Consider the following 20,412-nt stretch of genomic DNA (forward strand, 5'->3'; position numbering starts at 1 on the left):
GCTTACTTCCCCCCCCCCCGCGGGTTGTCGCCCCCGGCCCCGGACTCCCCCCCCCCCCGGCCGGCGGCCGCCGCGGCGGCCGCGGACGGCGGCCACTGCTGCGCCGGATGACCACCGCCGACGGGCCGCCCACAGCACACCACCGACCCACCGCGTCCCCGGCCCCGGCACACCGGTCACTCACCGCGCTCACGGACCTGGTGCGCCGGTCGCCGGGCGCGTTCACGGCCTCGGTACACCGGTCGCCGGGCGCGTTCACGGCCCCGGTACACCGGTCGCTCATCGCGCTCGCGGTCCTCGTCGTGACGGCCGCCGCCCAGCTCACCGCCCGTGCCTCCGCGGGAGACGACGGGCACGCGGGGCACACCGCCGCGGTGGGCACCGGGTACGGCCCGGCGGACCCGACGGTCGCCGTCGGCGTGCTGGGTGCGGTTCTCGCGGTCACGCTGGCGTTGGCGTGGCCCGCGCTCCGGGTCGTGCTGGTGCCAGGAGCGCGGCGGCTGACCGGGCGGTGTGTGCGCACCGCCGCGGCGGCCGCGGCCGTCCTCGCCGTCCCGATGCTGCTGGTGCGGGCGCCGGGCGGGGTGGACGCGCACGTGTGGGCGATGGTCCGCTTCGAGTCGCTGGCGGTGCTGGGGCCGGGCCTGTTGGCGCACGCCGTCGGCGCGACCGGGCCGCCGTCCTCGCGGGAGCGCGGCGGGGCGCGGCTGGGGGCGGCGGTCTGGACGGCGTCGGCGTACGCCTGGCATCTGCCGCCACTGCACGGGCTCGACGGGCCGGGGGTCGAACTCGCCCGGTCATTCTCCTGGGTGACGGCGGGCGTGCTGCTCTGCCGTCACCCGGTGGCCCCCCGCGGGCCGTTCCTCGCCGCGCACCTGGCCGTCCTGCCGCTGGCCGCGGTGATGTCGGCCACCGGACGGGGCGCGGCGGGTCTGGTGATGGTGGCAGCCGACGCGGCCATGGCGGTGTGCGTGCTCAACGCCCGCCACCGGAAAGGCTGTTACACCCGGGTAAATATTGGATCCAATAATTGGCTCTCTGGATCCTCCCATCGCTACGGTCTCCGTGACCGGGACAGAAAGGCGTCAGATGCGCGAGGAAGAGAACGTACGGCTCACCAGGACCGGCCCGGGCACGCCCGCCGGGACCTGGATGCGCCGCTACTGGCAGCCCGTCGCCCTGAGCGAGGAACTCGACGGCGTACGGCCCCTGGTGGCCCCGAAGGTGCTGGGGCAGGACCTCGTCCTGTTCCGGGACGGAGACGGTGAACTCGGTCTGGTCGACCGGGGCTGTCCGCACCGGGGAGCCGATCTGGCGCTGGGCCGGCTGGAGGACGGCGGTCTGCGCTGCTGCTTCCACGGCTGGCTCTTCGGCCGGGACGGCGCCTGTCTGGACACCCCGGCCGAACCGGCCGGCGGCGGCCTCGCCGCCCGGGTCCGGCTGGGCAGCTACCCGGTGCGTGAGATCAACGGCGTGATCTGGGGCTACCTCGGCCCCGGCGAGCCGCCCGAACTGCCCGCGCTGGACTGCTTCGAGGCCCCCGCCGGGCACACGTTCGCCTGGAAGGGCCTGCTGGAGTGCAACTGGCTCCAGGCCCTGGAGGTCGGCATCGACCCCACGCACGCCTCGTACCTGCACCGCTTCTTCCAGGACGAGGACCCCTCGGAGAGCTACGGCAAGCAGTTCCGGGCCGCCTCCCGGGGCACCGACCTGCCGATGACGAAGATCCTGCGGGAGTACGGCCGTCCCGACATCGACGCCGTCCGCACCCCCTACGGCATCCGGATCACGGCGCTCCGCACCCTCGACGGCACCGACACCGAGGGCCGTCCGATGGACGGCAGCCGCACCCATGTCCGGGTCACCCACCAGGTCTTCCCGCACGGCTTCCACATCCCGCTGGACGCCGAGACCGCGATCACCCAGTGGCACGTGCCGATCGACGACACCTCCTGCTACTGGTACGCCCAGTTCACCAGCGTCGGCGCTCCGGTCGACCGGGCGGAGATGCGCCGGCAGCGGGTCGACGCGGTCACCCTGCCCGACTACCGCCCGCGCTTCGGCCGTTCCAACGGCTACGGCTACGACCCCGCAGAGCAGCTGACCACGACGTACACCGGGCTCGGCACCGACATCAACGTGCACGACCAGTGGGCGGTGGAGGGCCAGGGTGCGGTCCAGGACCGCACCCGTGAGCACCTGGGCCGCTCCGACAAGGCGATCGTGATGTACCGGCGCATGCTGGGCGAGGCGATATCCGCCGTCGAGCGCGGCGAGGACCCGCCGCTGGTGCTGCCCGCGGAGCGCGCGGCCGAGCTGCGCGGTCCGGTCACCCTCGACGGCATCGGGCCCACCGAGGGCTGGGCCGAGCACTGGGCCGCCGTGACCGCGAAACAGCGGGCCGACAGCGGCTGGGCGCAGGCGGCCGGAACGGACGGCTGAGCGCGGTGGACTTCGTCGAACGTCACGCGGGCTGGACGGCCGAGCAGTCGGCCGCCGCCGACGAGATCCGCGCCCGCGCCGAGGGCGGCGGGCTGAAGGTGGTGCGGCTCGTCTTCGCCGACCAGCACGGGCTGCTGCGCGGCAAGACCGTCACCGCCTCCGAGGTGCCCGTCGTCCTGCGCGAGGGCACCGGCATCGCCTCGTCGCTGCTGGCCAAGGACACCTCGGGCCGTACCGTGTTCCCGCTGTTCACCCGGGAGACCCCGCTCGGGCTGCCCGAACTGCGCGGCGCGGCCGACATGGTGATGGTGCCCGACCCGCTCACCTTCCGGATGCTGCCGTGGTCGCCGGGCAGTGGCTGGCTGCTGTGCGACCTGCGGTTCACCTCCGGCGCCCCGGTCCCGCTGTGCACGCGCGGGCTGCTGCGCTCGGTGCTGGAGCAGACCGACGGGCTCACCTACCGCACGGGCCTGGAGGTGGAGTTCCACCTGTTCCGGCTGGACGACCCGAGGCTGGGCGCGGCCGACCTGGGGCAGCCGGGCGCGGCGCCCGAGGTGGGCCTGCTCAACCACGGCTACCAGTACCTGAGCGAGCTGCGCTACGACGAACTCGACCCGATGCTCGACGTGCTGCGCGGCACGCTGGAGGAGCTGGGGCTGCCGCTGCGCACCCTGGAGGTCGAGTTCGGGCCAAGCCAGGTCGAGCTGACCCTGCGGCCCGCCGACGGACTGGGCACGGCGGACGCGATGGTGCTGCTGCGCAGCGCCGTCAAGCAGGTCGCCGCCCGGCACGGCCACCACGCGACGTTCATGTGCCGACCCCAACTGCCCGGGGTGTTCTCCAGCGGCTGGCATCTGCACCAGAGCATGGTGCGCGGCGACGCGGGCGTCTTCGCCCCGGAGCCCGGTGCCGGTAGCAGTAGCGGCAGCGGGCCGGGGCTGTCGCCGTACGGCAGTGCCTTCCTGGGCGGCCTGCTGCGCCATGCCCGGGCCACCAGCGCGCTGTCGACGCCCACCCTCAACGGGTTCAAGCGGTTCCGGTCGCTGTCGCTGGCGCCCGACCGCGCGGTGTGGGGGCGGGACAACCGGGGCGCGATGGTGCGGGTCCTCGGCGACGGCCCGTCGTCCACCCGGCTGGAGAACCGCATCGGGGAACCGGCCGCCAACCCCTATCTCTACCTCGCCTCCCAGCTCGCGGCCGGTCTCGACGGAGTGGCGCGCGGTCTGGACCCGGGTCCGGCGGCCGACGAGCCGTACGCGACCCGGGCGGAGCCATTGCCGCGCTCTCTCGGCGAGGCGCTCGACGCGCTGGAGGCCGACCGGGAGCTGACCGACCGGCTGGGCAAGGACTTCGTGGCCTACTACACGAGCGTCAAGCGGGCCGAGATCGCCCGCTTCGACCAGGAGGTCACCGACTGGGAACAACGGGAGTACTTCCGTGTCTTCTGACCTGCGCGCACCGGCCTCCGCGCGCCTTCTGGTCCGCCAGGCCCGCTGGATCGCCGAGGAGGTCGTCGAGCTGCGGCTGGCCCGGCGGGACGGCCTGCCGCTGCCCCCGTGGGAGCCCGGCGCCCATGTGGAGCTGACCCTGCCCTCCGGTCTGCGCCGCGCCTACTCGCTGTGCGGGGATCCACGGGAGCGGGCCGTCTGGACGGTGGCCGTGCAGCGTGCGCCGGACAGCCGGGGCGGTTCCCGGGAACTCCACGAAACGGCGCTCGTGGGCCGGGAGTTGACGGTCGACGGCCCGGTCAACCGGTTCCCGCTGCTCCCCGCCCCCGGATACCTGCTGCTGGCCGGCGGCATCGGCGTCACCCCGCTGCTGCCCATGGCCCGCGCGCTGGCCGTCGCCGGTCTGCCGTGGCGTCTCGTCCTGGGCGCCCGGGACCGCTCCCGCCTCGTCTACGCCGAGGAGCTGACCGCGCTCGGCGGCGACCGGGTCCGGCTCGTTCCCCAGGCCGAGGCGGGCCTGCCCGACCTCGCCGCGGAGCTCGCCGCCGCCCCGCCCGGCCACGCCGTGTACGCGTGCGGTCCCGAGGCGATGCTGGACGCGGTGACCGAGCTGTGCGGTACCGCCGTACCGCCACGTCCGCTGCACGTCGAGCGGTTCGGCCCGGCCGTCGAAGCCCAGGAGGAGCAGGCTCGGGGCCGGTTCGAGGTCGTGCTGCGCCGGTCGGGGCTGCGGCTGGCGGTGCCGGCGGACCGGTCGGTGCTGGAGGTCGTACGGGACCGTGTGCCGGACGTGCCCTACTCCTGCGAGGAAGGCTACTGCGGCAGCTGCGAGACGCCCGTCCTGGCCGGCACCCCGGACCACCGTGACTCGGTGATCGGGCCCGCGGAGCGGGCGGCCGCCACGACGATGATGATCTGTGTCAGCCGCGCCGCCTCGACGATCCTCGAACTGGACCTCTGATCCCGCGACAACGGACGGAGCACCATGACCCGACACGGCGTACGACGCGTTCTGCCCCTCGTCCTCGGCTGGGAGGACCTGCCCAGATCGGTGTCGGTGCACGGCGCGCCGTACGGGGAACGGGTGCGGGAGCCCGTGCCGGGGGTGCTGCTGGAGACCGAGGAGGGGTGGCTGCTGCTGGACACCGGCTTCAACACGGCCCTGCTGCGCGACGCCGCGCTGCGCCGACGGTACTACCCCTCCCCCTCCTACCAGCCGGAACTCCCCGGCCCAGGCGAGCCCCTGTCGGCGGCCCTGGCCGCCGTCGGGGTCGCGCTGGACGAGATCACGGCAGTCGCCGTCAGCCACCTGCACGCCGACCACGCCGGCGGACTGAAGCACTTCGCGGGCCGGGTGCCCGTGCACATCCAGCGCGCCGAGCTGGAGTTCGGGCTGTCGGGACGGCCCGAGGTGGAGCGCGGGACGATCTTCCGGGTGGACTTCGACGACCCCCGCATCGACTGGCGCCTCGCCGACGGCGACCAGGAGATCGCGCCGGGCGTCACGGCCGTCCTGACCGCCGGACACACTCCCGGCCACCAGAGCTTCGTGGTCGACCTCGCCGACGGCGGCGGCTACGTGTTCACCTGCGACGCGGCCGACCTGACCGAGAACATCGACGAGGAGCGCCCCGCCGGGACCTCGATCGGCGTACCCCCGGAGGCGACCCTGGAGCCGATCCGGCACCTCAAACGACTGGCGGCGGCCAAGGGCTACGAGCTGGTCCCGGGCCACGATCCGGTCGTCTGGCCGGAGCTGGTCCGGCGGCTGACGGGCGGCCAGGTCTGACCGCCGGAGCCGTTCGTGGCGATGTCCACGCCTCCCGCACGGTCGACGGGGAGGACGTATGCGTTGAACGACGATCGGCACCGCGGCATCGTGAGCGACCTCGCCCGGACGTCGTCCAGTTCGGATACGTCGGCGCTGCTCGGCAGGCCGGTTGCGGAGGACCACGCGCGTCCGGCCCTCCGCCGTGGTGCGGGCCTGGCACCACGCCGCCTCTGGTCGCCCCGTCAACCCTTGACGGGGCCGCCGTTGATGGCGACGCGCAGGCCGTAGCGGGCGTAGGGGTAGTAGTCGTACGTCGCGTGGTGCTGAACGCACCGGTTGTCCCAGAAGACGAGGGTGCCCGGGGCCCAGCGGACGCGGCAGTGCAGGACCGGCCTGCAGGCGATGGTGTCGAAGAGCATGTCGAGCAGGGCCCGGCTCTCCTGAGCGGAGAGTTGCGGGACGCGGCTGGTGTAGGCCCTGTTGACGTAGAGGAGCCTGCGGTCGGTCTCGGGGTGCCGGGCGACGAGCGGGTGCTCGCTCTTGGGGATGACGTAGTCCGCGGGCGGGGTGTAACCCGCCAGGGCCTGGGCGCCGTCGTGTATGGCGGTGAGCGGGTCCAGCAGGGAGCGCATGGCCGGCGAGAGCATGTCGTAGGCGAGGTGCATGTTGGCGAAGATGGTGTCGCCGCCGCAGCCCGGCTCGGGGATCTCGGTGATGTAGAGCATCGAACCCAGCGACGGTTCGGCGTCGGCGGTGCCGTCGGCGTGCCAGCCGTTGCCCGCCACGTCCGCCGCGGCCGACGTCGTGCGGATCTCCAGGATGTGGGGATCGCCCTCGGGCGGCGGCGGGTTGACGGGACGCAGCTCACCGAAGGCGGCGGCGAAACGCTTGTGGTCCTCGACGGTGATCGTCTGATCGCGGAAGACGAGGACGTGGTGATCGCGGAACGCGGCGCGTATCTCGTCCAGTTGCTCGGCCGGGAGCTCCTTCGACAGGTCGACGCCTGAGACCTCCGCGCCCAGCACGGGGGTGATCCGTTCGACCGTGAGCGTGCGGTAGGGGCGCACGGGACGCGTGGTCACCGCTTCCAGTGCTTCGCGTTCGTATGACTCCATGACGTCCTCCAGAGGGGGTGGGGGTACAGGCCTCGGTCGGCCGGTTCGGCAAGGACCACGCGGCCGAAAGCCGGCCGGCCGGGGTTCACCGGGCGCGCTCCGCTTCCTGCGCGCGGCGGGTCCGGGCACCGGCCGCCGGGTCCGCCAGCGTCGCCCTGATGGTCTCGGCCACCCTGTGCACATGAGGTGCCGCGACGATGCCGTAGTGGTCGGTGGGCAGGGACCGCCGTACGGCGGAGGGCGGCAGACAGGCATTCCACTGCCGGTCCGTCTCCTGCGGGTCGCCGGCTGCGGGCATACCCGCCGTGGGCTGTCCGGCCAGCCACAGGAACGTGCGGACGAAGGCGAGCGGCCGCACCCGGTGCTCGCCCAGGCTGCGCAGGTTCGCCCGGCAGCAGCGGGCCAGCCTTTCGGCGTAGGCCTGCGCGTGTTCCGCCGACATCGATGAGGCACCGGTGCCGAGTTCGGCGGCGAACACCTTCTCGAGATGGGTCTCGTCGTAGGCGGCGACCAGCGCGTCCGCCTGCGGAGGCGGTGGGTCCAGCAGGTGGAGCGCCTCCAACGGCCGGCCGGCCGACTCCGCCAGGCCGGCCATCTCCATGGCCACCCTGGCGCCGTAGGACCATCCGGCCAGGTGGAGCCGGTGGTCGGAGCCGCTGAAGCGGTCACGAAGTTCCGTGTCGTAGTGACGGGCGCGTTCGGCCAGTGACCAGGCGGGCATCGTGGCGTCGCGCAGTGCCGGATCGGCGATGAGGCACACGGTCGGTGCCGGCCCGAGCGCCGCCACCAGGGACCGGTAGGCCTGGATGTCTCCGCCCACGGGGTGCACCAGGCACAGGACGGCCGAGCCGGTTCCCTCCTGCCAGATGTCGAGGACGACCCGGGAGGCGCCGTTCCCGGCCACGCTGGTGGTGGGCTCGGCGGAGGCGAGGGCCGCCTCGATGTGTTTGAGGATCTCGGTGAGGCTGACCCGGTGGCTGAAGGAGGCCAGGTCGAACTCGACTCCGTAGTCCTCCTCGATGGTGGCGATCACGCTGATCAGGGTCAGCGAGTCGGCGCCGAGGTCGTACAGCGAGTCGTCCGGGTCCAGTTCGTCCACGCCCAGCAGGTCCCGGATCACGCGGGCCATGGCGCCCGCCCGTTCCCCGGCACTGTCCGGTTCCGGGGCACCCGCCTCGCCGCCCGTGCGGTGCGCCGGCCCGGACCGCGCGGTGAGCGGTTCCGCCGGGTCGCCTGCGGAGGGTGCGTAGAACGCGCGGGAGACATCGATGTCGGTGGTGGAGACGAGAAGCCGCGGCAGTTGCAGGGCCAGGGCGTGGGCGAAGACCGCCTTGCCCTCCTCGACGGTCAGACCGACCGCCAGGTGGGCCTGATGGCGGCTGTCCGTGTTCAGCACCCGGGTGGCCATTCCGGTCTCGCTCCAGATGTCCCAGTCGATGCCGATCCGGACGGTCGTCTCCGCCTCGTGGGCGCGGTGGTGGGCGAAGCCGTCGAGGAGGCTCGCGCCGGCCGCGTAGTCGCTCTGGCCGACGCCGCCGAGCAGGGCGGACATCGAGGAGCAGTAGACCGCGATCTCCGGACGGAAGGTCTCGATCAGGTGCTCCACGACGAGTGCGCCCCGCTCCCGGGCCGCGGCGGCGTCGCGCATCGCGGTGGCGTCGCGTCGGACGAGCAGCCCTCCGAACCCGAGGCCGGCCGCGTGGATCACGCCGTCCAGCCGCGCCGTGTGCTCGGCGACGGCCGCCGCTACCTCTTCGACGGGCAGCGCCGCCAGATCCGCTGGGACGAGGCCGACGCGGTCGGCCCAGCGGGTCAGTTCCGCCGGCAGCCGCGGGTTCCTCGACAGCAGCAGGACCCGGCCGCCGGTGTGCTCCAGCAGCCAGGCGGCGATGGCGCTGCCCATGCCACCCGTGCCGCCCAGTACCAGGTGGACCGTGTCCGCACCGGACGGTACGAGGGGCTCCATGCCGGACGGCGCCGGCACGGGCGTGGTGCCCGGTCGCCACCAGTAGCCCTGCCGCAGCGCGACCTGCCGGGGCAGAGTCGGGCCGCCGGGATGCCCGGCTCGGCGTGCTCCGGCGGCGACCGACGCCACGTGTCCGGCCCAGCGGGTGAGGTCGCCGTCGGGGAGGTCCAGCCAGTGGCCGTCCAGGGCGGCCTCCTGGGGGGCGACCTCGACCGGCCCGGCGAGGAGCGCCAGTTCGGGTCTGTCCACCGTGCCGGCCACGGGCCGGGCGCCGTACGACAGCCACCACACGCGCGGGGAGCCGGTCCGCCCGGACAGTGCCCTGGCCAGGGCCGCCGTGGTGTCCAGGCAGGCGTGGCGGGCGTGTTCCAGCGTGCCGGGGCCGACCGGGCCCGTCACGTCCAAGGGCAGCGCGTGTATCCACTCCGCGTCGGCCAGGGCGTCGTCGGGGCCGGTCCCGGACAGCGCGTCGAACAGCAGGCGCAGGGACGCCGGGTCGGCCGGGTCGGCGTCGAAGACGTCGGGTCCCCTGCGGGCGAAGGCGCCGGCCGGGTGCACCCGTACCACACGTGACGCCACCGCCTCGAACGGCGCGAACGCTGCCTGCGGCGTGTGCTCTGCGGCCACGACGACCACGAGGGACGCGCGGTCGGCCGATGCGGTGGTGCCCGCGACGGCGGCGCGGCGCAGCCGGACCCAGTGCGGCTGATGCAGCCAGTCGGCCTGCGGCAGCCGCCGGGGTTGCGCGGCCAGGGCCTTGGGCGTGCGGTCGACGTCGTACTCCGCGAGCGCGAAGGACGGGGGCGGAAAGTCCCAGGGCGCCGGGGCTGTGCCCTGCTGCCAGTCGACGGGTCTTCCGGCGGTCCAGTCCTCGGCGAGGTCGTGGGCCGTGCGGCCGACCGCGGAAACCGGCGCGGCGTCCGGGTCCGCCGTGCCGTGCGGGACCTCTCCCGCGGCCACCGCACGCAGCCAGTGCTCGGCGGCGGTGGCGTCCGTGACGGGTGCCGCGGTCCGCAGCCGCCGGGCCGCACGTCCGCTCTGCAGGTGGCGCAGCACGCAGTCGTAGAGCTCGGGCCGCAGTCGGAGGTAGTCGGCGATCCGGGCGGCGTCGGCGGCGAGGGCGTCCGTGCTGGAGGCGGAGAGCACCAGGCACTTCGGCACGACGCCGGTCGCGGCGGTGCCGGTCCCGGTCCCGGTGTCCTGCTCCACGATGACGTGGGCGTTGGTGCCGCCGATCCCGAAGCTGCTCACCGCGGCCACCCGTTCGCGTCCCCCGGGCCAGGGCGTGGCCCGGGCCGGAACGTAGAAGGGGGTGGGGTCGGGGCCGATCTCCGGGTTGAAGGCGCGGAAGTTGAGGTGGGGCGGGACGCTCCCGTGGTGCACGGCGAGGACGGCGCGTACGAGGCCCACCACACCGGCGGCCGCGCCCATGTGACCGAGCTGGCTCTTGACGGAGCCGAGCGCACAGCGGCCGGACTCGCTCACGTCGAACGCCTGGCGGAGCGCGGCCACTTCGATCGGGTCGCCCAGCCGGGTACCGGTTCCGTGCGCCTCCAGGTAGCCGAGGTCGGCACCCGTGCGGCCGGCGCGGGCCAGGGCGGTCCGGATCACCTCGCGCTGCCCGGCCAGGGACGGCGCGGTGTAACTCATCTTCGCCGCGCCGTCGTTGTTGATCGCCGAGCCGGTGACGAGGGCGTAGACGGTGTCGCCGTCGCGCCGTGCCAGCCGCAGCGGCTTGAGGACCACGACGCCGACGCCGCTCGCGCCGACCGTCCCGGTCGCGTCGTCGCTGAAGGGGCGGCAGTCGCCGTCCGCGGAGAAGATGTGCTGCGGGCGGTAGCGGTAGCCGCCGGTCAGCCCGGGGTCGACGAGCACTCCCCCGGCGAGCATCACCTCCGCCTCGCCCTGCCGCAGCAGGCCGGCCGCGAGGTGCACGGCGACCAGGGAACTGGAGCACGCCGTCTGGGCGCTGAAGGCAGGACCGGTCAGCCCGAGGTGGTAGGCCACCTTGGTGGCCAGGAAGTCCTTCTCGTGGTGCAGGGCGAGCTCGAAGCCGTCGGGCAGCCGGGCGGGGTCCGCCTCGCGCAGCAGGGACTGGAAGTAGGTGCTCTCCCCCGCACCGGCCACCAGGCCGACGCGCGCGGCCGACGTGTCCGCGACCCCGGCGTGTGCCAGCGCCTGCACACAGGCCATCAGCAGGTGGCGCTGCTGGGGGTCCATCAGGCGCGCTTCCTGGGGGCTGATGCCGAAGTGGCCCGGGTCGAAGTCGAGCATCCCGTCGAGCGTGCTGTGCGCGCCGATGACGCCCTCCGGGGCGTCGACACGGCGGATACCGGTGCCGCCGGAGACCACCAGGTCCCAGAAGGCCGCCAGGTCCGGGGCGCCGGGCACCCGCACCGCCATGCCGACGACCGCGATCGGTTCGCCAGGCTCCGGGGATCCGCCGTCTTTCCCGGCCGGCGCGGCAGGTGTCCGGGGGCCGGGGAGGTCGCCGGCGGCGAGGTGGCGGGCCAGGGAGCGGACCGTGACGTGCTCGAACAGGTCCGCGACGCCGAAGCGTAACCCGAGTTCCGTGCTGCAGCGCAGATGGAAGCGCATGAGGGCGAGACTGGAGGCACCCGCCTCGAAGAAGGTCTGGTCCGGTTCGATCGTCGCCCCGGTGACCTCCTCGAAGACCGCGGTGAGCCGCTCCTCCTCGGCCGACAGCCCGGTGCGGGCGCGGGCCGAACGGCGTATCTCCTCCCCCGGTGCCCGCAGCGCCGCCTGCCGGTCCAGTTTGCCGCTGGGGGTGCGCGGCAGCGTCCGCATTCTCCGGAAGCGGTCCACACGGACGTAGGAGGGCAGCGCTACGGAAAGGTGCGCGCTCAGGTCGTCGGCGGACGGCGACTCGCCACGGAGCTCCAGACAGGCCGTCAGCCGGGCGCCGTCACGCCCGACGACGGCGTTGAGAACCGCCGGATGGCGCAGCAGGGCCGCTTCGACGGAGCCGAGTTCCAGCCGGTGCCCGCTCACCTTGATCTGCTGGTCGTCGCGGCCCGCGTAGTGCAGCAGGCCTTCGCCGTCGAACCACGCCCGGTCGCCACTGCGGTAGAACAGGCCCGCACCGGGCACCTCGACGAAGCGGGCGTGATCGAGAGCGGGCTCGTCGAGGTAGCAGCGGGTGGCCATGGTGCCGCCGATCAGCAGCTCGCCGGTGCAGCGGGACGGAACCGGGTCACCCTGGGCGTCCACCACGCGCAGGTCGGCGCCGGCCACCGGGCGTCCGATGGCCGGCCGCTCGGGCCACTGCCCCGGGTCGCCCTCCAGGCACAGGGCACTGACCACGTGCGTCTCGGTCGGCCCGTAGTGGTTGAACAGGCGGGCGCCGGGCAGTCCGGCGAACCAGCGGCGGATGGTGTCGGTGCACACCAGCTGCTCGCCCGCGGTGACCACCTCGCGCAGCCGGGAGGGGAACCTGCCCAGACGGACCGCGTACTCGGCGAGCAGTTGCAGAGCCACGTAGGGCATGAAGATGCGCTCGGTGCCCGCGGACTCCAGGCGCTCCAGCAGCGCGGGGACGTCCTGGCGCCACTCGGGGCGTACGAGCTGGAGGCTGCCACCGGTGCACAGCGTCCCGAAGATCTCCTGGAAGGACACGTCGAACGCCAGCATCGAGAACTGCTGGGTGGCCGCCGGGGCGGTCAGGCCGCCGGGGCCGGACTGCCACCGGATCAGGTCGCACAGCGTGCGGTCGGAGATCTGGACACCCTTGGGGACGCCGGTGGAGCCGGAGGTGAACAGGGTGTACAGCGGTCGGGCGCCGTCGTGCGCGCGGCCGTCGTACGGCCCGCCCGCGCCGCTACCCTCCCCCGGCGCCGGGTCCACCAGGGCGACGAGGTGGGACACCACGCCGTCCGGGCGCAGCGTCTCCAGCGCCGCCGTGCCGTCGGGCGTGACCAGGACGCACAGCGGGTCGACCCGCTCCAGGACGCGGCGCAGCACTTCGACCGGGTAGGACGGGTCGAGGGGGACGGCGGTGACGTTCAGCCGCGCCAGCGCCAGCAGGGCCACCACGTGCTCGACGGACGGGTTCAGGTACAGGGCCGCCCGGCAGGGGCTGCCGTCGGCAGGGATCGGGTAGCGGTCGGCCAGTTCCGCGGCGAGGCGTGCGGCGAGGGCGTCGAGCGCCGCGTAGCTCAGCGCGCTTCCGTCGGCCGTGATCACGGCGGGGGCGTCCGGGGTGCGGGCGACCTGCTGTGCGAAGCCCTCGGCGATCGTGGTGAAGCCCGGTTTTGGGGCGGCCCCGCGACCGTGCTCCGGCAGGGACCGCCGGTACAGCGCGACCAGCTCCCGCGCGGTGGAGCGGCCACCGGACGCGAGCGCGTCCACGCCCCGCCGGAACAGCTCGGCCATCGCCTCGACGGCCTCGCCGGTGAACCGGTCCTCGGCGTACTCCCACAGCAGGTCGAGTCCGTCGGGATGCTCGACCACGGAGACCGTCAGCGGGCACTTGGCCTCCGGCGCGGCCCACCACAGGGGGCGCTGGACGCAGCCGGGCAGCCGCAGCGCCCCGAAGTCGGTGTTCTCCAGGACGAACAGGAGATCGAAGGGAGTGTCGTCGCCGACGGCCGCCCAGCCGGTCAGGACGTCCGCGAGCGCGACGTCCTGGCGTCGCAGCACCTGCCCCGTGCCGGTCCTGGCGCGGGCGAGGTGCGAGCGCAGGTCCTCACCGGGCACCACGGCCACGGGCAGCAGCACGGTGTTGGCCATCATGCCCACGCTGTCCGCGAACTCGCGTACCGGGCGGCCCGCGACCGGGGCGGCGATGCGCGGGCGGACCACGCCGGTCACGCCGTACAGGCTCCAGGAGAACACGCACAGCAGCACCTGGAAGCGGGTCAGCCCGAACTCGGCGCAGAGCTGGTCCACCCGGGCCCGGCGTACCACGTCGAGCGACGTGTGCAGCAGTCGCGCCCGCGGTGCCGGATCCGCGTCCTGGGCGGGCAGCGGTTCCCGGGGCTCCTCCAGGCCCTGGTAGTACGCCAGGAGTTCGTCGCGCTGTGCCCGGTAGGCCGCACTCGCGAACCAGTCGCTCTGCCAGGCGGCGAAGTCCAGGGGGTTCGGAGCCGGGGCCGTGTTCCGGCCGGTTTCGGCGTCGGCTTCGGCACCAGCACCAGCACCAGCACCAGCACCGGGATCGGCTTCGGCGTTGGCTTCGGCGTTGGCTTCGGCTTCGGCCTCGATGGCCCCGGTGTAGTCGGTGGACAGGTCCCGCAGCAGGATGCTCAGCGACCAGCCGTCGACGGCGATGTGGTGCAGGTGCAGCAGAAGTGTGCCGCCGCCGGCACGGGGCAGCCAGCAGGCCCGGAGCATACGGGGGACGGCGAGGTCGAAGGGCTCGGCGAAGAAGGCGTCGGCGAAGCGCTGCGCTTCTTCCTCGTCCCATGCCTGCCGTGTGCCCGGCTCGTGCCAGGGGTCGTACGGTTCACCGACTGTCTGCCGGAGTCCCTGCTGCCCGGGGGCGAAGCCGGTCCGCAGTGCCGCGTGGCGTGCCACCGCCGTCCGGAGCGCCCGCCGGAGGGCAGCGGTGTCGACGGGCCCGTCGACGCGGAAGGCCTGGTGGACGGAGTACGCCCGGGAGCCCGGTGCGCGGCGCTGCAGAAGCCACAGCCGCTGCTGCTCGCTCGTGGCGGGCGCCGAACGGGCACCGGCGACCACCGGTGCCGGACAGGCGCCTTCCCCGCCGGTGCCGGCCGTGGTGACGGCCTGGGCGATGGCGGCCAGGTCGCCGTGCAGGACGGCCGCCTGCGTCAGGTCGCGGCCCCACCGCTGCCGGACGGCGAAACAGAACCGCAGCGCCTTCAACGAGTCGCCGCCGCCGGCGATCCACCGGTCACCGGGCCCGAGGCCGGTGGTGCCCAGGATCTCCTCGGCCAGCTCGATGACCTCGCGCTCCGTCTCCGTCGGGGCCGGTCCGCCGGAGGCGGCCGGCCGCCAGGGCCGGTCGGCCTGCTGCAGCAGCGCGGCCTGGTCGACCTTGCCGTTGGCGTTGAGCGGCAGCTCCGCCACGAGATGGATCTGGTGCGGGCGCATGTAGGCGGGCAGGTGGACCGCGAGGTGGCGGTCGAACTCCTCGTAGGACAGCTCCTGTTGCAGGACGACGAACGCCAGCAGTTCGTTCGGCCCCTCCTGGCCCGCGCGGCGTGTGCACACGTGGGCCCGCCGGACCGCCGGGTGGGCGAGGACGTGCCGTTCCACCTCGCCGGGCTCGATCCGGAAGCCACGGACCTTGACCTGGCGGTCGGTTCGTCCGACGTACTCCACCCGGTCCTCGTCGTCGGCCCGTACGAGGTCACCGGTCCGGTAGTACCGCTCCTTGCCGCCGTCGAGCCAGGCGAGCCGTACGAAGCGCCGCTCGGTCTCCTCGGGGAGGTTGCGGTATCCGACCGCGAGTCCGGCGCCGCTCAGCAGGAGTTCGGCGACCTCACCGGGCGCGGCGACCCTCTCCTGGCCCGGCACGACCAGGACGGCACCGGTCCCCGGCAGGGGCCGGCCGATCGGCACCACGTCACCGTCGAAGTCCCGCGGGATCGGATGGCACAGGGCGAAGGTGCTGGACTCCGTCGGCCCGTAGATGTTGAACAGCCGGGTGCCGCTGTCGGCGTTGTCCCGGTACCAGCGGCGCATCACCCGGGGGTTGAGCTGCTCACCGCCCACGAGAACCTCACCGGCCGCGGCGAAGCAGTCCGGCACCGCCGTGACCGTCGCGTTGAACAGCGCGGTGGTGATGAAGACGGTGTCCACGCGCTCACGCCGCAGCGCCGCGGCGAGCCGCTCGGGGCTCTGTACGTCCCCGTCGCGCAGGACCACGCAGCAACCACCGGTCAGCAGGGGTGCCCAGACCTCGAAGCTCAGCGCGTCGAACGCCGGATTCGCCAGACAGGCATAGCGCACGCCCGGCCCGACCCGGATGTAGCCGGGTCGAGCCAGCCGCATGACTCCGGCGTCGCGGACCTCGACGCCCTTGGGCCGTCCGGTCGTTCCGGAGGTGTAGAACAGGAAGGACACCTCGCCGGCGGCGGCCGGCGCCCGCACGGTGGCCGCGGCGTACGGGAGTTCGGGCAGCAGGGTGTCCACGGCGAGCGCCTTGACGCCGTGCGGAAGCTCGGTGCCGCTCTCGGGGGCGGCGTACACCAGGGCGGCCGCTCCGGAATCCCGCTGGATGAAGAGGCGGCGTTCGGCGGGGCTCTGTGTGTCCAGCGGCACCACTCGGGCGCCCAGCCGCAGAATGCCCAGCATCACGCAGACCAGCCGCCACGAGCGCGGCAGCGCCACCGCCACGGCCTGCCCGGGAGTGACGCCCTGCCGGCCCAGCGCCTGGGCCACGGCGGCGGCCACGGCGTTCAACGTCTCGTAGTCGAGCCGTACGTCGCCGTCGGTGACCGCGTCCGCCTGTGGAGAGCGCAGGGCCTGGCGGTGTATCGCGAGGGCGAGCCCGGCCGGATCGCCCAGGTCCTCGGCCACGTCGGCGGGTGAAGGTTCGACGCGCGGTTTCATCATGCCTCCGACGTACCGGAAAGTATCGTGCGCTCCGTCCCGGCCCCACCCGGGGCGGCCGCCAGCCGGTCCAGTTCGGCGGCGAGGACGGCGGCGACGCGTGGCAGTTCGTCGCTCTCCAACATGTCCCAGTGACCACAGGCCACCGGCTCGACCACGAAGTGACCGCTGACGCGGCGCCGCCAGAACGCGCGCAGGCGGACGGCCGCGTTCTCACCGTCCTCGTCCTCCACGGCGGTCGCCTGCATCAGCACGACACGGGCCGGCGATTCGGGTACGGCGTAGTCGCGCGCCGTCTCGCGGTGGTGGTTGTAGACGGTCAGGTACCGGGCCACCTGGTCGTCGTCGATGCCCGGGTACATGCCGTTGAAGCGCACCAGCTTCTCCCGGAACTCCGCCATGCCGACCGGCGCGATCGCGGCGCGCTGCCCCGCGTCCTCCGCGCCATGCGTGTCGAGCAGGACCACGCTCACCCGCTCGTGTCCGGCCGCCACCAGGTGGCGGCCCATCTCGTACGCGATCAGGCCGCCGTAGGAGAGCCCGCACAGCACCAGTGCCTCGTCCGGGTGGGGACCGACGAGCCGCAGGTACTCCTGAGCCATCGCCTCGACGCCGGGCAGGGTGGACTCGCCGGGGTTGATGCCGGGCGCCTGAAGTCCCACCACACCGACGTCGTCGGGCAGTTCCGTGGACAGCGGCAGGTAGCAGAACGCGGTGCCGCCGGCGGGATGCACGCACACCACGCGCTGTCCGCCGCTGCCGGCGCGGAACTCCACCAGGCTGCTGGGCTCGACGGACGGCGACGCCTCGGCGCCGTTGCCGCGCACCCGCTCGGCGAGCGCCTCGATGGTGGGGTGCAGCATGACGTCCCGGACCGGCAGCGGCACGCCGAGTTGTTCCTGGACGGCGGATGCCATCTTGATCGCCGAGATCGACGTGCCGCCGAGCTCGAAGAAGTTGTCACCGATTCCGACGTCCGGGTGCAGCAGCACCCGCCGCCAGATCCGGTAGAGCGCCATCTCGACGTGGTCGCGGGGCGCGGCCGTGTTGACCCGCCCCGAGCGGGCTCCTGCCGCGGCGCGCAGCACTTCCGTCCGGTCCACCTTGCCGTTGCGGTTCAACGGCAGCCGCGGGAACTCGGCCACCGCGACGGGGATCATGTAGTCCGGCAGGCGGTCTTGGAGGGCCGCGCGCCACTCGTACGCGGTCCGCGTGGCCTCGGCGTCACATCCCACGCCGGCGACCAGGTGCGGGCCGCCCGGTGTGTCGCGGTCGGCCAGCACCACGGCCTCCCGCACCCCGGGCACCGCCAGCAGCGCTGCCTCGACCTCGCCGGGTTCGATGCGGAAGCCGCGCAGCTTGAGCTGGTCGTCCCGGCGGCCGACGTACTCGGCGTTGCCGTCCGGCAGCCAGCGTGCCAGGTCGCCGGTGCGGTAGACGCGTTCGCCGGGCACGAACGGGTCGGGCAGGAAGCGCTCGTCGGTGAGGTCGGGCCGGTTCAGGTATCCGCGGGCCAGGCACGCTCCGCCGATGTAGACCTCACCGGGAATCCCCACCGGTACCGGGCGCATGCGGTCGTCGAGCAGGTACAGGCGTGTGCCGCGCAGCGGCCGCCCGATGGGGCACGACCGCTCGTACGGCCGCGGGTCGGTGTAGGCGGTGGAGTAGAGCGTCGCCTCGGTCGGGCCGTAGCCGAAGCAGACGCGCAGGCCTGGCAGCAGCTCGCGCATGCGGTGCAGGGCGCTCTCGGGCAGGGACTCCACTCCGGTGAGGAGCTGACGTAGGCTCAGCCCGGCCAGTCGCGTGGCCGGATCCTCGTCGATCCACAGGACGTAGGAGGGAGGCAGGAACGCCTGGGTGACCTGTCGTTCGCGCAGCCAGCCCAGCAGTGCTCCCGGGTCGCCCCGAAGCTCGTCGGGAACCAGGTGGAGCACCGCCCCGGTGGTCAACGGCATGAGGAGCTCGTGGACCGACGCGTCGAAGCCGATGCTCGACCAGGCCGATGACGCCTCGCCGGGGGCGTCTCCCATGAGTTCACGCCAGTGGTCGAAGAGATTGACGACGCTGCCGTGCGTCACCGCGACGCCCTTGGGGCGGCCGGTCGATCCCGAGGTGTAGATGACGTAGGCGAGCCGGGTGGGGTCCGCGTCGATGCCCGGCGCCTCGTCGTACGTTCCCTCGGCCTCCACCTTCGCCAGGTTCTCCCACAGCGGCCGGTCGCCGCCCGCGGTGTCCGCCTGGTCGGTGAGCACCACTACCGGTGCGGCGTCGCTCACCATGGCGGTGAGCCGTTCCGAAGGCTGTCCGGGGTCGAGGGGCAGGTAGGCGGCCCCGGCCTTGAGGATGCCGAGCACACCGACGACGAGTTCGGCCGTGCGTCCGGCGTGCAGGCCCACCACGCGGTCGGGCCCGGCACCGCGGGCGATCAGTGCGCCGGCGAGCCGGTTGGCCCTGCGGTCCAGCGTCGCGTAGTCCAGTTCCGCGTCATCGGCCACCACTGCGGCCTGCCGTGGCCGTTCGCGCACCTGCGCCGCGAACCGCTCCAGCAGGCCCGTCGGTGCCGGTACGGCCGCGGCGAGCCCGGCGCTGAAGGTGGCGAGGAGTTGGCGCTGTTCGTCCTCGTCCAGCAACGTGAGGTCGGCGATCTCGGCCTGGGGCCGCTCGGTCATGAGGCGCAGCACGCGGAGGAACTGGCGTACGTACCGTTCGCCGGTCGCCCGGTCGAAGAGCGCCACCGCGTAGTCGATCTCCCCGGTGAGCTGTCGGCCCTCGTCGGCCAGGGCCAGGACCAGATCGAACTTCGCGGGGACGTGGGCGGCGTCCTCTCGTAACTCGACCTTCAGGTACGGGAGTTCGAGTTCCCTGCGCATGGAGGGGACCCAGGCGAACATGGTCTGGAACAGTGCCGTGTAGGCAGGGCTCCGTGGCGGGTTGACCAGTTCCACGACCCGCTCGAAGGGCAGGTCGACGTGGGTGAGGGCGTCGCGGATCCGCTGGTTCACCCGCTTCAGGGCGTCGCCGACGCTGGGCGAGCCGGACAGGTCCGCGCGCAGGGCGAGGGTGTTGACGAAGAAGCCGATCAGGCTCTCGACGTCGCCGCGGCGGCGGTTCGAGGTAGGGGCGCCGACGACGATGTCGTCCTGCCCGGAGAGCAGGGACAACAGCACCGACCAGCCGGTCAGAACGGTCGCGTACAGGGAGACATCGTTGTCGGCGGCGAGTGCGCGCAGGGCCTGCGTCAGGTCCTCGTCCACGGTCACGGGCAGCCGGTCGCCGTGGAAAACCTGCTCGGGCGGGCGAGGCCGGTCGGTGGGCAGGGAGAGCACGGCCGGGACGTCGGCCAACGCGGCGGCCCAGTAGTCGGCGTGCACGGCGGGCTCTTCCCCCGACATCCAGTCCCACTGCCAGCGGGTGTAGTCGCTGTACTGCCATGTCAGTTCCGGCAGCGACGCGTCCCGCCCCTGCTGGAGCGCGGTGTACACCAGGCCCAGCTCGCGCAGCAGGAGGGAGCGGGACCAGCCGTCGAAGATGATGTGATGGGCGGTCAGAAGCAGTACGTGGTAGTCCGGTTCGAGCGCCACCAGGCAGCCGCGCACCATGGGATCCTCACCCAGGCGGAACGGCGCACCTTCCACCTCCTGCCGTGTCCGCGCGAACCGCTCGGCCGCGTCGGGCTGTCCCGTCAGATCCTCGATGGTCACCGGGAACCCGGTCTCCGGCGGATCGACGACCTGGAGCGCCGACCCGCCGGAGGGCACCAGCCGGGTGCGCAGGGCCTCGTGTCGGGCCGCGAGCAGGTGCAGCGCCTGGATGAGCAGATCCCGGTCCAGCGGCCCCCGGATGTCGAAGGGCATCGGCTCGTTGTAGGCGGCGCTGGCGTCTCCGTCCATGCGCGCCATGACCCACAGTCGCTCCTGCGCCAGCGACAGGGGCGCTGGAGATGTCCCTTGGTCCGAGTGATGGGTGACGGTGATTCGTGAGGAAGACACGGATTACCCTTCACGAGAAGAGAGCGCGGCGGAAATCGGATCCTGCGTTCCCGAAGGATCAATGGCCCGACTTCTGGAATGTGCACTTTGGGGGCAATGCGCCCGGCAGAGGCCCTTCGACGGGATCGCAACAGGGCGATCCGCG

7 protein-coding genes are annotated in these 20,412 nt (G+C 73.3%); 4 read left to right on the forward strand and 3 right to left on the reverse strand.

Translation table 11 applies throughout. The features are described from left to right. Positions 1 to 1,089: 1,089 nt before the first annotated feature. From AB0D59_RS48660 to AB0D59_RS48675, 4 genes are read left to right on the forward strand one after another with little or no spacing between them, the layout of a single operon-like run. Entirely contained in the window at positions 1,090 to 2,442 is a 1,353-nt protein-coding gene (locus AB0D59_RS48660) for an aromatic ring-hydroxylating dioxygenase subunit alpha (protein WP_362578839.1), read from the forward strand. Positions 2,443 to 2,447: 5 nt separating this feature from the next. Beyond that, positions 2,448 to 3,890, forward strand: a complete 1,443-nt coding sequence (locus AB0D59_RS48665) for a glutamine synthetase family protein (RefSeq protein WP_362578842.1) — start codon at positions 2,448 to 2,450, stop codon at positions 3,888 to 3,890. Then, on the forward strand, positions 3,880 to 4,851 hold the full coding sequence (locus AB0D59_RS48670) for a PDR/VanB family oxidoreductase (RefSeq protein WP_362578844.1): 972 nt from the start codon (positions 3,880 to 3,882) through the stop codon (positions 4,849 to 4,851). Before AB0D59_RS48665 ends, AB0D59_RS48670 begins: the two co-directional genes overlap by 11 nt. A gap of 24 nt (positions 4,852 to 4,875) precedes the next feature. After that, the gene (locus AB0D59_RS48675) at positions 4,876 to 5,679 is read left to right on the forward strand and encodes an N-acyl homoserine lactonase family protein (RefSeq protein WP_362578846.1); all 804 of its coding nucleotides are present in this window, start codon (positions 4,876 to 4,878) and stop codon (positions 5,677 to 5,679) included. A gap of 224 nt (positions 5,680 to 5,903) precedes the next feature. On the opposite strand, the gene AB0D59_RS48680 is transcribed toward AB0D59_RS48675, so the two are convergent. From AB0D59_RS48680 to AB0D59_RS48690, 3 genes are all read right to left on the reverse strand, one after another. Continuing rightward, positions 5,904 to 6,776: a TauD/TfdA family dioxygenase gene (locus AB0D59_RS48680; RefSeq protein WP_362578849.1), complete on the reverse strand. Its 873-nt coding sequence runs from the start codon at positions 6,774 to 6,776 to the stop codon at positions 5,904 to 5,906. Positions 6,777 to 6,861: 85 nt separating this feature from the next. After that, on the reverse strand, positions 6,862 to 16,281 hold the full coding sequence (locus tag AB0D59_RS48685; RefSeq protein ID WP_362578852.1) for an amino acid adenylation domain-containing protein: 9,420 nt from the start codon (positions 16,279 to 16,281) through the stop codon (positions 6,862 to 6,864). Next, on the reverse strand, positions 16,278 to 20,267 hold the full coding sequence (locus AB0D59_RS48690) for an amino acid adenylation domain-containing protein (protein ID WP_362578855.1): 3,990 nt from the start codon (positions 20,265 to 20,267) through the stop codon (positions 16,278 to 16,280). Before AB0D59_RS48690 ends, AB0D59_RS48685 begins: the two co-directional genes overlap by 4 nt. Positions 20,268 to 20,412: the final 145 nt, after the last annotated feature.

Source organism: Streptomyces sp. NPDC048417, from assembly GCF_040651615.1.
Lineage (GTDB): Bacteria > Actinomycetota > Actinomycetes > Streptomycetales > Streptomycetaceae > Streptomyces.